This is a genomic window from Lysinibacillus sp. CD3-6, assembly GCF_006351725.2.
In the GTDB taxonomy this organism is placed as follows: domain Bacteria; phylum Bacillota; class Bacilli; order Bacillales_A; family Planococcaceae; genus Lysinibacillus.
This window is the reverse complement of sequence record NZ_CP085880.1, coordinates 3,330,126-3,343,863: the sequence shown is the minus strand read 5'-3', so window position 1 is coordinate 3,343,863 and position 13,738 is coordinate 3,330,126. Positions and strand designations below refer to the sequence as shown.

Sequence of the window (13,738 nt, the reverse complement as noted above, 5' to 3'; positions counted from 1 at the left end):
ATGATTTTATCGAAAAAAAGATGGCAGGTCGAGCGTCCAGACGCCGAACTTGTACAAACATTACAAAATGACTTACAACTTTCTGCAATTGCGGCGAAAATTTTGGTTGCCCGAGGATGTTCAACATCAGCTGATGCAGAAAGCTTATTAAATATGACAGAAGCAAATATACATGATCCGTTTTTAATGCATGGTATGGCAGAAGCGGTAGAGCGCATACAACAAGCGCTAGAAAAGAATGAGAAAATTTTAGTTTATGGGGATTATGATGCAGATGGTGTGACGAGTACGACGGTCATGCTCAACGTATTACTAGACCTTGGAGCGGATGTATCATTTAAAATTCCAAATCGTTTCTTACATGGCTATGGTCCGAGCGAAGCATTATTTCGTGAAGCCCATGAAGAGGGCATTCAATTAATTATAACGGTTGATAATGGTATCTCAGGTATTGAACCGATTCGAGTGGCTAAGGAACTTGGGATGGATGTCATTGTGACAGATCACCATGAGCCTGGGGAAGAGTTACCACAGGCGGATATCATTTTACACCCGCGCGTACCAGAAGGGCATTATCCGTTTGGTGAGCTAGCGGGTGTTGGTGTGGCATTTAAATTAGCGCACGCCCTTTATGGGGAGCTGCCAACCCATTTATTTGAGTTTGTGGCAATAGGTACCGTTGCAGATTTAGTACCTTTAGTTGACGAAAACCGTTACCTAGTAAAACGTGGCATTGAGGAAATGAAACGCTCACTTAGCCCGTGGATACAAGCAATGTGTGAAGTAGCAAGTGCTGAGCAAGCCACTATAAATGAAGAAACGATTGGCTTTTATTTTGGACCTCGTCTTAATGCAGTTGGACGACTAGGCGAAGCATCTCCAGCTGTTGAATTACTCATGGCAGAGGATGCACCGAAGGCGACAGCTTTAGCGAAGCAGTTAAATGGCTGTAATACAGAGCGAAAAGATATTGTAAAAAGTATTACAGATGAGGCGATTGCCTTCATTGAAGCAGATGAAAAGATAGGGGACTCTCTTGTTTTAGTTGTAGCAGGTGAAGGCTGGAATGCTGGTGTTGTAGGTATTGTAGCATCCAGACTTGTTGAACTTTATTATCGACCAACAATTGTTCTATCACTAGACTTGGAAAAAGGGACAGCGAAAGGATCTGCCCGTAGTATTGAAGGGTTCCATTTATATAATGAATTGGCGAAAAATAGAGATATTTTACCACATTTCGGCGGACATCCGATGGCCGCGGGAATGACGTTACCATTGGAGCATGTGGATGAACTGCGCGCGCGATTGGATGTGCAGGCAAGGGAATGTTTAACAGAAGAGCAATTAACGCCAGTTGTTTCAATCGATATTCCGCTTAAAATTGATGAAATCTCCACGGAAGCTATTGAAGAAATTGCGACGCTCGGCCCGTTTGGCACAGATTTCCCGAAGCCAGTGTATGTGCTTGAGGATGTGGAAATTGCATCAATGCGTAAAATTGGCGCTGCTGAAAATCACATTAAAATGGAATTAACAGACGGCTTAGAGAAATTGGATAGTGTAGGATTTAATAAAGGGCATTTGTTCAATGAGCTGACATACGGCATTAAAGTTTCGTTTATTGGGGACCTTCAAATAAATGAGTGGCAAGGACGTAAAAAGCCACAATTTATGATTGAAGATGTCCAAACGACGGAGTGGCAATTATTTGATATTCGTGGAATTCGTCAAACATCTCGATGGTTGCATACAGTGCCGAAGGAGGAAGCTGTTTTTTATGCGTTCCGTCCTGAGACAATTAGCTATTATCATTCATTGCTTGGTGTGCCAATACAATTAGTTGATGCAGAGCTGTCCAATGTAGAGCAAACAAATTACATTGTGTTGCTTGATTTACCGCATAACGTTCAATTATTAGAAAATGTATTACAAAAAACAGCACCTTCCCGTATTTATGCGCATTTTTATATGCCAGATTCCCAGTACTTCAACGGAATGCCTACACGTGAACAATTTGCCTGGTACTATAAATTTTTAAAGCAACGTCCTGCATTTCCATTAGATATGCATCTAACAGATTTAGCAAAGCATACGGGTTGGCCGTTAGAAGCATTAAAATTTATGACACAGGTGTTTTTTGAGCTCAATTTTGTTAGAATGGAGAGTGGACTGACGACTGTCAACGTGAATGTGCCGAAAACTGCATTAACTGAGGCGCCGTCTTACAAACAACGTTCAGAACAGATTGAAATAGAGCAAAAACTTGTCTATGCACCATATATAGAGCTAAAGCAATGGTTTGATGAACGATTAAATTTATATGCGAATACAATTTCGTAGGAGGAGCAAGAACTATGGATTTAAAGCAATACGTGACAACAGTTGAGAACTGGCCAAAAGAAGGCATTAGCTTCAAAGATATTACAACAATTATGGATAATGGACCAGCTTACAAATATGCAACAGACCAAATCGTTGAATACGCTAAAGAAGTTGGCGCAGAAATTATTGTAGGTCCTGAAGCTCGTGGCTTCATTATTGGTTGCCCAGTTGCCTATGCACTAGAAATTGGCTTTGCACCAGTTCGTAAACCAGGAAAATTGCCACGTGAAGTAATTAGTGCCGATTACGGTTTAGAATACGGTAAAGATACATTAACAATGCATAAAGATGCCATCAAACCAGGTCAAAAAGTGCTTATTTGTGACGACTTATTAGCTACTGGTGGTACGGTAGAGGCAACTGTTCGCTTAATTCAACAATTAGGTGGAGAAGTTGTTGGCTGCGCATTCCTAATCGAGCTAAACGAGCTAAACGGTCGTGCAAAACTTGGCGATTTAAGCGTAAAAACATTAATTCAATACTAATAAATGAAAAGGCTGTCCCATATATTGGGACAGCCTTTTCATTTATTGAGTGCCAGGCACCCAAACAATTTGAAAAATACCGTTATTCGTAGGATTTCAATACTTTTTGCATTTTTTTAAGTGTTTCATAAAAGTCTTTATATTTGTCGAGGCCAATATCTTGAATAATTTTTTCTTGTATATCCATCCAAAGAGGCGTTGCTTCCTTTAGCTTTTCAATACCAATAGCCGTTAAGGAAATGATTTTTGTTCGACCATCTTGTGTATCACGAGTAACATCCACATAGCCGTTTTTCTTCAATAGATTGACATTACGGGTTATCGTTGTCTGATCAAGTAATAGAATATCACCTAGTTGACTTACTGAAACTGCTTGATGGCGGGCGATATTTGCTAGCATCGAGTATTGAGTAACTTTTAATTGAGTAGGTTCAAGTACTTTATCATATAGTTGCGTTACGGCCCTAGTCTTTTTTCTAAGATTTGCACATACGCAAATTTGAGTATAGTCAATGTCTGTGTAATTTCTCTCCATAACTAGATCTCCTTTTCTTTTTTCGTTATATTACATTGTACCACTAAAATGGAATTATTTTCTTGACATCTAAATTAACAAGTCATTATTATATATGTATATACATATATTTTTAGCATAACGGTTTTCTAAACTTTTTTCATTTAAAAACATTCGTTTTACATTTTTCAAGAAATGTAGGTGGCGTTATGAAACGTATTCATTACAGTTGGTTTATTTTAACGATAACATTTTTCTCAATTATTGTAGCAGGCATTACTTTATCTTCATCAGGTGTTTTTATTGGCCCGTTTGAACATGAATTTGGCTGGGACCGATCGGTAATAGCAATGGCATTTGCTATCAGTCTTTTTTTATATGGAATTTCTGGTCCATTTATGGCAGCATTACTCGAAGTTCTTGGATTAAAGAAAATGATGCTAGCTGCTATGACAATATTAATGATAGGTATATCGCTTACATTGTTAATGCAACAAGCATGGCAACTAATTATAATTTGGGGCTTTATTATTGGGCTAGGTGCGAGTCTCTTTTTAACCGTTTTAAGTCCCTTTGTAGCGAATCATTGGTTTGAAAAAAGAAGAGGGCTTGCTTTAGGGATATTAACGGCCAGTACTGCAACAGGACAATTAGTTCTTCTGCCAATATTAGCAATGATTATCGAAAAATCCTCATGGCGATGGGCAATTGTTTTAATCATGGTGTTAAGCGCCATTATGTTTTTCATTATTTTAGTGTTTATGAAAAATAAACCGAAGGATGTTGGAGTTCTTGCGTATGGACTTGAAGAGGAAAAAACGGAAAGTGTAATAGTAGAAAAGAAAAACCCAATCATTATTGCTTTTAATGGTTTGTTCACTGCGGTGAAAGTGAAAGAATTTTGGCTTTTAGCAGGTAGTTTTTTTATTTGTGGATTATCAACGAGTGGTTTAATTGGTACGCATTTTGTATCGTATTGTATTAGCTTCGGTGTTCCATTAGTAACGGCAGCTTCGTTTTTATCGTTTATGGGCATATTTAATTTAGTTGGAACAACATTATCAGGCTGGTTATCTGATCGCTTCGATAATCGCTGGTTACTGTTTTGGTATTATCTTTTAAGAGGAGCTTCTCTCGTTTTATTGCCGTATGCATTAATGCAAGGTTCGCTCACATTGCTTATTATTTTCACTGCGTTCTATGGATTAGATTGGATTGCCACTGTACCGCCTACAGTTAATATTTCAAGACAAATTTTTGGCACGCAAAAAAGCGGTATTATTTACGGTTGGATTTTTGCATCCCATCAGGCAGGTGCGGCAGTAGCAGCGTATGGTGGAGGTCTAATTTATAAATTTTTCAATTCGTACACATGGGCATTTTTCTTAGCTGGTGTATTTTGTGTTTTAGCTAGCCTGTTTGTCATCATAGTGAAAAAACAAACGCTGAATAAACTAGCACATTAAAATATAAATCATTGCTCTGATTGTAATGAACAGAGTGAATTGAACATAATAGTATAAACGACATAAAAAGTACAAATAGTATGCTAGGAAGTATTCTAGCGTGCTATTTTTTTGCCGTAAAACCAGTTAGGTAATTGTGAATAAGAGATATGTTTGACAATATTCAAACAAAAGTTTATAATGTAAACAAATATAATAAAAGGTGATGCTATGAATGAAAGAGAACAAGCGGTACTGGCTTTAATTCGTAAAAATCCGTTTATGTCTCAGCAAGAGATGGCAGATAAGATGAATCTGTCACGTCCAGTACTTGCAAACTTAGTGTCGAGCTTAACGAAGCAAGGAAAGATTGTTGGCCGTGCTTATATTTTACCTGAGGAAAATGAAATTATTTGTATCGGCGGGGCTAATCTCGATCGGAAATTTCATGTAAGAGGGACCGTGCAATTAGGAACTTCTAATCCTGCTAGCTCCTCATTTAGTGTAGGTGGGGTTGGTCGTAATATTGCGGAAAATTTAGGTCGACTTAATCATGAGGTGACGTTACTCACGACAGCTGGAAAGGATGCGGATTGGCAAGTAATCCAAGAAGCATCAGAATCATTTATGAATTTACGCTATGTCGAGCAGTTACCAGATGCTTCAACTGGTTCCTATACTGCGATTATGGACGAGCAAGGTGAACTTGCATTAGCTGTTGCAAACATGGAAGTTTATGATTTGTTATTGCCAAGTTTATTGAAGAAATATGAGCCAATGTTGATGAATGCAGGCTGCTTTATTATGGATTTAAATTGCCCGAAAGAAACGGTCGCTTACATCCAACAAGTAGCGATTGCGCGAGCTATTCCGTTTGTCATTGTACCTGTATCTTCACCAAAAATGAATCGATTACCAGATACATTGCAAGGGGTTACATGGTTTATTTGTAACACAGATGAAGCAGAAACAATCGTTGGTCATAAAATTGAAACCGATGCAAGCTATGAAAAAGCTATTCAAAAGATTCTTCAATTAGGTGCCGAGCATGTCATTATTACGGCAGGTAGCAAAGGTGTCTATGCTGCATCTGCAACTAGTACACCAAGTCATTTTGCTGCTAAGGAAATAACTAAAATTGAAGATGTAACGGGCGCTGGTGATGCTTTTGTAAGTGCTGTCATCCATAGTTGGTTAAGGGGACAATCTCTTGATGTTTGTATTGATGCAGGCTTAACAAATGCTAAAAATACACTGGCATCCCCGTACACAGTAAGACCTGAATTATCAGAAGAATTGTTAAAGAGTGAAATGGAGGAATAACACATGAAAGAATTCATCGTATTATCAGAAGAAGTAAAAGCTGGACAAGCAAAAGGACTACCAATTGTTGCATTAGAGTCAACAATTATCTCACATGGTATGCCGTATCCTCAAAACGTACAAACAGCACGTGAAGTAGAGCAAATTATTCGTGACAACGGTGCAGTGCCTGCAACGATTGCGTTAATTGACGGTAAAATTAAAATCGGTTTATCTGACGAAGAACTAGAAATGTTTGGGAATGCACAAGGTGTTGCTAAAACATCTCGCCGTGACCTAGGCTATTTATTAGCGACGAAAAAATTAGGTGCAACAACAGTTGCTGCAACAATGATTTGTGCAGAGCTTGCTGGCATTGAAATTTTCGTTACAGGTGGTATCGGTGGCGTGCACCGCGGTGCTGAAACAACAATGGATATTTCAGCTGACTTAGAAGAATTAGCACAAACAAATGTTGCTGTTATTTGTGCGGGTGCTAAATCAATTTTAGATATCGGTTTAACACTTGAATATCTTGAAACAAAAGGTGTACCTGTTGTAGGTTATGGCACGCCAGAGCTTCCTGCATTCTACACACGCCAAAGTGGATTTGATGTAAACTTTAAGCTTGATACACCAGAAGAAGTAGCAGCAATGTTACGTGCTAAATGGGATTTAGGTTTACAAGGTGGAGCAGTGATTGCAAATCCTATTCCAGAAGCAGAAGCGCTTGAGCACGAGTTTATCACTAGCATTATTGAAAAAGCGTTACAAGAAGCTGAAGAAAATGGAATTCAAGGTAAAAACGTAACGCCATTCTTACTTGGCAAAGTAAAAGAATTAACAGAAGGTAAGAGCCTTGATGCAAACATTGCATTAGTGAAAAACAATGCAGTAGTTGGTGCGAAAATTGCGGTTGCTTACAACAAAGCAAACTAACTAGTAAATGAAAGACCCTTTGTGAAGCTGATTGACTTCACGAAGGGCCTTTTTATCTATAATAATGTATTTTTAACCCATTAATACGAAGTGTTCACGATATTATCTAAACTATATGACACAGTCCCTTTACAATCGACCTCTATTTTTTATACAATTAAGTTTATATCTAATCTGAAAAATTTGACGAGCAAGGTGGACATGTTATGGCGAAAGAGCAAATTTTGACTCCTGAGGACGTTTTTGATTTAGTCAAATCCTACATGAATGAGGAAAATGTCGCATTCGTGAAAAAAGCATATGAATTGGCAAGAAATGCGCATATTGAGCAATTCCGTAGCTCTGGTGAACCGTATATTATTCACCCAGTGCAAGTTGCGGGTATTTTAGCTGAATTACAAATGGATCCAGAAACTGTAGCAGCAGGCTTTTTACACGATGTTGTGGAAGATACGGAATTTACACGGGATGATTTAGTCCGTGAATTTGGCGAGGAAGTAGCAGTGCTTGTTGACGGAGTAACGAAGCTTGGGAAAATAAAATATTTATCGAAGGAAGCACAACAGGCGGAAAATCACCGCAAAATGTTTGTAGCAATGGCTCAAGATATTCGCGTCATCTTGATTAAGCTTGCTGACCGTCTGCATAATATGCGCACGTTAAAGCATTTACCTGCTGAAAAGCAACGCCGTATTTCGAAAGAAACTCTAGAAATATTTGCACCGCTTGCACATCGTCTAGGGATTTCGACAGTAAAATGGGAGCTGGAGGATACTGCACTTCGATATTTAAATCCACAGCAATATTACCGTATTGTCAGTCTAATGAAGAAGAAGCGGGATGAACGTGAGGCTTATTTAGACAATGTCATGGGGGAAATGAAATCTCAATTGTCTGAAGTTGAAATTGATGCGGATGTTTATGGTCGACCAAAGCATATTTATAGTATTTATCGTAAAATGGTGCTACAGAAAAAGCAATTTAATGAAATTTATGATTTATTAGCGATTCGTGTACTTGTTGATAGCATAAAAGATTGCTATGCAGTGTTAGGAATAGTCCATACTTTATGGAAGCCGATGCCTGGGCGTTTTAAAGATTATATTGCAATGCCAAAGCAAAACTTGTATCAATCATTGCATACGACCGTTATAGGGCCATATGGCGACCCATTAGAAGTGCAAATCCGCACAAAAGAAATGCACAAAATTGCGGAGTACGGGATTGCAGCACACTGGGCATATAAAGAAGGTAAAAAAATTGATATTGAAAAGCAAAATGTCGATCAAAAATTAACGTGGTTTAGAGAAATATTAGAATTCCAAAATGAATCATCTAATGCAGAAGAGTTCATGGAATCATTAAAATTTGATTTGTTTTCTGATATGGTGTACGTATTTACACCTGAAGGCGATGTTATTGAATTACCTGCTGGTTCTGTACCTATCGATTTCGCATACCGTGTGCATTCAGAAGTCGGCAATCGTACAATCGGAGCCAAAATCAATGGTAAAATGGTACCGCTTGATACCCCATTAAAAACTGGTGATATCATTGAAATTTTAACATCGAAACAATCATTTGGTCCGAGTCGTGACTGGCTTAAAATCGCACAATCATCGCAAGCGAAAAATAAGATTAAGCAATTTTTCAAGCGTCATCTTCGTGAGGAGAATATCATCAAAGGTAAAGAGATGATTGAAAAAGAAATTCGTTCACAAGATTTCGATATGAAAGAAACGATGTCCTCGGAAAACTTAAAACGTGTTTGCGATAAATTTAATTACACGAATGAAGAGGATTTATATGCGGCAGTTGGTATGAATGGTATTACGGCACAACAAGTTGTAAATCGTTTAGCTGAAAAACGCCGTAAAGAGCGTGAACAAGAAGAAGCGCTTGAAAAAATCGAACAAAAAATGAAAAATCCAATTCCACAAAAACGTACAGAGTCAGGCGTTATTGTAAAAGGCATTGATAATATGCTTATTCGACTATCACGTTGCTGTACACCTGTTCCTGGTGATGACATCGTCGGCTTTATTACAAAAGGTCGGGGTGTTTCAGTACACCGTGCGGATTGTCCAAATATCCAAATTGAGGATGAGCAGGAGCGTATAATTGAAGTGGAATGGGAGCATGGCCTTACACCAGAGAAAAAAGAGTATCCTGTTGATATCGAAGTTTCTGCCTTTGATAGACCTGGAATATTAAATGAAGTCATGCAAATCGTTAGCGAAACAAAAACAAATATTTTAGCTGTAAGTGGCCGTGCAGATCGCGATAAAATTGCGACTATTCATCTTACAATTTCTATTTCAAATATTTCACATTTGCATAAGGTTGTTGAACGCATTAAACAAACACCCGATATTTACTCTGTGCAACGTGTAATTAATTAGAAGAGCAAAAGATAACATATGCATACTGGAAAGGCACTGCAGTTAAAACGACAGTGGGCACAGATTTTGATAGATTGAGGGGTTAAACATTATGAAAGTAGTTCTACAGCGTAGTAAGGCTGCATCTGTAACGGTCCAAGGAGAAGTTACAGGTGCGATTGATAAAGGCTATGTGCTTCTCGTAGGTATTACCCATGAGGATACGGCAGAGGACGTTGCATACCTTGCCAAAAAAGTCGCTAATCTACGCTTATGGGAAGATAGTGAAGGGAAAATGAATCATTCCATTTTAGAGCATGGTGGGGCAATCTTATCTGTATCTCAATTTACTTTGTATGGAGATGCAAAAAAGGGCAATCGTCCGAGCTTTACAAGTGCAGCAAGACCAGAAATCGCTGCACCGTTATGGGAAGCTTTTAATGATGCTTTACGTGGATATGGCTTACAAGTAGAGACTGGTATTTTCGGTGCTATGATGGACGTTGCATTGACGAATGATGGTCCTGTCACAATCTTACTTGAGTCAAAATAGAGGTACATTTCCTATCATTCCTACATATAGTAAGAAGAATGGCAAATTTGTAGGAAGGAAGTGTATCGTCGATGACGCAAACAGGAAGGCTATCGAATCCTTATTTATATGAAACACTTAAACTGATGATTAGCCAAAAAATTGTCGTGCAAACAGAGAAAAGTATCCAGCAAGGGATTTTAACTACTGTATTACCTGACCATATCGTTATCGAGATTGATCATACACCCTTCTTTATTCGTATGGAGGAAATCATATGGGTTACAATGGCGACAAAATAAGCACAAATAAATAAAAACCTTCATTTTCTATAGGTAATAGAAAATGAAGGTTTTTGTTATTCGTTAGCATCAAAGTAATCTAAAATACCTTGATAGATGCCGAGTGTGGCCTGTTCTCTGAATTTAGCCGTTGTAATGATCCGTTCTTCATTGGAATTACTTAAGAAACCTAGCTCGAGAAGCACTGCTTTTTGTCTGTTTTCACGAAGTACTAAGTAATTTCCTTCCTGTGTACCGCGATCTTTAATGTTAATTTTACTAGCGAGCCCATTGTGTATAGCTTCAGCTAGCCCTTTTTGATTGTTGTTCAAATAGTAGGAAGTAAAACCCGAAACCGAACTATTGTCAGTTGCATCATAGTGAATACTTATAAACGCATCTGCATCATGTTGGTGTGCAACGGATACACGTTTACGAAGGGCAACATATTCATCTGATTCACGGGTCATGACAACATTTGCTCCAGCTGCACTTAACTTGGAAGCGAGAAGAGACGCAGTTTTCAACGTTAAATCTTTCTCGTCCGTTCCTCGCTGACCCGTTGTACCGTGGTCATTTCCACCATGTCCAGCATCCACAACAATTGTAAGTCCGTTAAGAGTTCCTTTTTTTCGAGGTTCAGATTTTGTATTGCTAGTTGTAACTACTGTGCTTTGGGAAGTGGAGACTACCCAGTTAGCGACAAATGCCGTTTTATCTTCTAATTGGATTTCGTAAAAATCATCTTTAGCACCTACAATTGGATAGGTTTCACCTGCATCTACACGTTTAACAACCTCAGCCGTTGTAGTTGCGTCCGTACGTAAGTTTGTCCCATTATAAATAATTGTGACAGATTCAAGCGAGGAAGATGATGGTGATGTTGACGTTGACGATGACGTTGTAGTTTTCGCCGTCGTTTTTACCGAATCTGAAAATGTCCCGTAGAAGCTGTATACCCAACCAGTTTTTTTGTTATTGTACTGAATTTGCACCCAATTATGTTCTTGTGCGAGAACTTTAAAGGATTGTCCATTAGAAACAGTTCCTATTTTTTTTGAGGTTAAATCTGCCTTTTTGCGAACATTTAGTGTATCAACTAAAATAGTAAAGGTAGTCCCTTTAGGCTCGGTAGTTGTAGATACTTCTACTACTGGGTCAGTTGGTGTTTTTTCGGTTGTTTCATTAATTGTCACATAGTCTGAAGATACCCAACCGACTAGTCCATTCCAATTAATTTTTGCCCATTCACCACTTTCTGTTATGAGTGTTGCTTGATTGCCTGTTGACAGTTGCCCAAGGACTGGTGATGCAATATCGGGTTCAGTACGGATATTGAGACGATCAACTTGCGAAATAACTGTTTTATCAATTGTTTGTTGCTCATTTATAGAAGCTGTTAGCCAAGATGCTACCCATCCTTCGTCATTGCCTGCTTTTACTTGAATCCAGTCACCTTCACGACCGATGGATGTTAACATATCACCTTCTTTTAATGTTGTAATAATCGGGTAAGAGAGCCCAGGTCCTTCGCGTAAATGAAGTATCGTTCCAGTAACTTTTAAATCACTCGTATCGGCAAATACTAGTTCTTTATTGCTGATACTGGGAATCAAAAATGCTAATAATAGGACAAAGATAATGGTTTTATGTATAAGTTTTGTCGTCATCGGACCCCTCCTTTTCTTGTGCTATTTTACCATGTTTTCATAATAAAATTCGAGGGAAAAAGGTAACGGAAATCATTATTTTAATAACTACTTTGTGAAAAATAAGAAAACAGTTGACATTACCTATCGTTGTGACTAACATAAAGGGTAATCAAAAAATGATTAACCGCTTATGACCAAGCAAGTAGCATATACCTCTATTGGAAAAGAGAGGGAAAGACTTAGGCTGCAATCTTTCCTACAAAAAAGTATAAGGCGAATAACACTTGAGAGGCTTTTTTCTGAAAAGAAATTCTTAGTAGGAAAAAACGGAATCGGCCGTTACCCGATTATGAGGAGGACGCAATGTAGTTTATGCGTCAACTAGGGTGGAACCGCGGAAGCATATACAGCTCTCGTCCCTTGCAATTTTGCAAGGAGGCGAGGGCTTTTTTTTGTTGGATTCCTTTTGATAAAAGTCGTCTGTCTGAAGGTAAGTGCGCGCTTTACAACGAAAGCTAGCTCATAAGCAATTGACAAGGAGGTAATTACATGAGTTTTAAAGTGCCACGAGGGACCCAAGATATATTGCCAGGTCAATCAGAAAAATGGCAAAAGGTCGAAGCAATTATTCGTGATATTTGTCGTGTGTATCGATATAACGAAATTCGTACACCTATTTTTGAACAAACAGATTTATTTGCGCGCGGCGTTGGTGAAACAACTGATGTAGTACAAAAGGAAATGTATACATTTGAAGACCGAGGTGGTCGTTCATTAACATTGCGCCCTGAAAATACGGCTGGCGTTGTTCGTGCATATGTTGAACATAAAATGTTTGGTGCACCTGATCAACCTGTGAAGCTCTCTTATTTAGGACCAATGTTCCGTTATGAACGTCAACAGGCTGGTCGTTACCGTCAATTTGTACAATTTGGTGTCGAAGCTATTGGCTCAGCTGACCCTGCAATCGATGCAGAAGTGATAGCATTAGCTATGGATATTTATGAATCAACGGGCTTAAAAGATTTAAAATTAGTTATCAACTCTCTTGGTGATAAAGTAACGCGTGATGCACACCGTACAGCATTAATTAATCATTTTGAGCCACATATTCATGAGTTTTGCTCTGATTGCCAAAATCGTTTGCAAAAAAACCCATTACGTATTTTAGATTGTAAGGTAGACCGTGAGCATCCATTAATGGCTACTGCTCCTGCATTAACTGATTTTTTAACAGAAGATTCAGCGGCATACTTTGCGCAAGTTAAAACGTATTTAGATACGCTAGGTATTTCATATGAAGTAGATCCGAATTTAGTACGTGGCCTTGACTATTACAACCATACAACGTTTGAAATTATGTCAACGGCGGACGGCTTTGGCGCTATTACAACGCTTTGTGGTGGTGGTCGTTATAATGGGCTTGTAGAAGAAATCGGAGGTCCCAATGTACCAGGTATTGGCTTTGCTTTAAGTATCGAGCGTTTATTATTAGCGCTTGAAGCGGAAGCGGTAGAGTTAGATACAGAATCCGCATTAGATGTTTACATGATTGCTATGGGCGATGAAGCGAAGCTAAAAGCAGTAGAGCTAACAAGTTCATTCCGTGCTAAAGGTATTTCAACTGATATGGATTATTTAGATCGAAAAATGAAAGCACAAATGAAATCAGCAGACCGTTTAGGTGCTAAATATACGATCGTCTTAGGTGAAACCGAAATAGAAGAGCAAGCAGCAGCAGTAAAACATATGGCATCTGGGGAACAGCAAAAAATTGCCTTCTCAGAATTAGTGAATTACTTATTAAATAAATGATTTTGGAGGA

11 protein-coding genes and 1 other annotated feature are annotated in these 13,738 nt (G+C 38.5%); of the genes, 9 read left to right on the top strand and 2 right to left on the bottom strand.

The window, feature by feature from the left end; translation table 11 throughout:
* On the top strand, nucleotides 1–2,340 hold the full coding sequence (gene recJ, locus FH508_RS16620; protein ID WP_172772185.1) for a single-stranded-DNA-specific exonuclease RecJ: 2,340 nt from the start codon (nucleotides 1–3) through the stop codon (nucleotides 2,338–2,340).
* 14 nt (nucleotides 2,341–2,354) lie between these two features.
* Nucleotides 2,355–2,867, top strand: a complete 513-nt coding sequence (locus tag FH508_RS16615) for an adenine phosphoribosyltransferase (RefSeq protein WP_172772184.1) — start codon at nucleotides 2,355–2,357, stop codon at nucleotides 2,865–2,867.
* 82 nt (nucleotides 2,868–2,949) lie between these two features.
* Here the strand turns inward: FH508_RS16615 and FH508_RS16610 are convergent, their stop codons facing one another.
* The gene (locus FH508_RS16610) at nucleotides 2,950–3,402 is read right to left on the bottom strand and encodes a MarR family winged helix-turn-helix transcriptional regulator (protein ID WP_172772183.1); all 453 of its coding nucleotides are present in this window, start codon (nucleotides 3,400–3,402) and stop codon (nucleotides 2,950–2,952) included.
* 188 nt (nucleotides 3,403–3,590) lie between these two features.
* On the opposite strand from FH508_RS16610, the gene FH508_RS16605 reads away from it, so the two are divergent.
* The 6 genes from FH508_RS16605 to FH508_RS16580 all read left to right on the top strand — a co-directional run bounded on the left by FH508_RS16605 (nucleotide 3,591) and on the right by FH508_RS16580 (nucleotide 10,282).
* A complete protein-coding gene (locus FH508_RS16605; RefSeq protein ID WP_172772182.1) occupies nucleotides 3,591–4,847 on the top strand; it encodes an MFS transporter in 1,257 nt (418 codons plus the stop codon).
* Nucleotides 4,848–5,057: 210 nt separating this feature from the next.
* Complete coding sequence (locus FH508_RS16600; protein WP_172772181.1) at nucleotides 5,058–6,149, top strand: carbohydrate kinase; 1,092 nt, start codon at nucleotides 5,058–5,060, stop codon at nucleotides 6,147–6,149.
* A 3-nt stretch (nucleotides 6,150–6,152) separates the two neighbouring features.
* The gene (locus FH508_RS16595) at nucleotides 6,153–7,067 is read left to right on the top strand and encodes a pseudouridine-5'-phosphate glycosidase (RefSeq protein ID WP_172772180.1); all 915 of its coding nucleotides are present in this window, start codon (nucleotides 6,153–6,155) and stop codon (nucleotides 7,065–7,067) included.
* Nucleotides 7,068–7,273: 206 nt separating this feature from the next.
* Nucleotides 7,274–9,469 carry a RelA/SpoT family protein gene (locus tag FH508_RS16590; RefSeq protein ID WP_172772179.1) on the top strand — a complete coding sequence of 732 codons (2,196 nt, stop codon included), beginning with the start codon at nucleotides 7,274–7,276 and terminating at the stop codon, nucleotides 9,467–9,469.
* Nucleotides 9,470–9,560: 91 nt separating this feature from the next.
* Nucleotides 9,561–10,001 carry a D-aminoacyl-tRNA deacylase gene (dtd, locus tag FH508_RS16585; RefSeq protein WP_172772178.1) on the top strand — a complete coding sequence of 147 codons (441 nt, stop codon included), beginning with the start codon at nucleotides 9,561–9,563 and terminating at the stop codon, nucleotides 9,999–10,001.
* 71 nt (nucleotides 10,002–10,072) lie between these two features.
* Complete coding sequence (locus tag FH508_RS16580; RefSeq protein WP_172772177.1) at nucleotides 10,073–10,282, top strand: DUF2642 domain-containing protein; 210 nt, start codon at nucleotides 10,073–10,075, stop codon at nucleotides 10,280–10,282.
* A gap of 56 nt (nucleotides 10,283–10,338) precedes the next feature.
* On the opposite strand, the gene FH508_RS16575 is transcribed toward FH508_RS16580, so the two are convergent.
* Nucleotides 10,339–11,931, bottom strand: a complete 1,593-nt coding sequence (locus tag FH508_RS16575; RefSeq protein WP_172772176.1) for an N-acetylmuramoyl-L-alanine amidase family protein — start codon at nucleotides 11,929–11,931, stop codon at nucleotides 10,339–10,341.
* A 163-nt stretch (nucleotides 11,932–12,094) separates the two neighbouring features.
* Nucleotides 12,095–12,337, top strand: a binding site (T-box leader).
* A 125-nt stretch (nucleotides 12,338–12,462) separates the two neighbouring features.
* On the opposite strand from FH508_RS16575, the gene hisS reads away from it, so the two are divergent.
* Complete coding sequence (gene hisS / locus FH508_RS16570; RefSeq protein ID WP_172772175.1) at nucleotides 12,463–13,728, top strand: histidine--tRNA ligase; 1,266 nt, start codon at nucleotides 12,463–12,465, stop codon at nucleotides 13,726–13,728.
* Nucleotides 13,729–13,738: the final 10 nt, after the last annotated feature.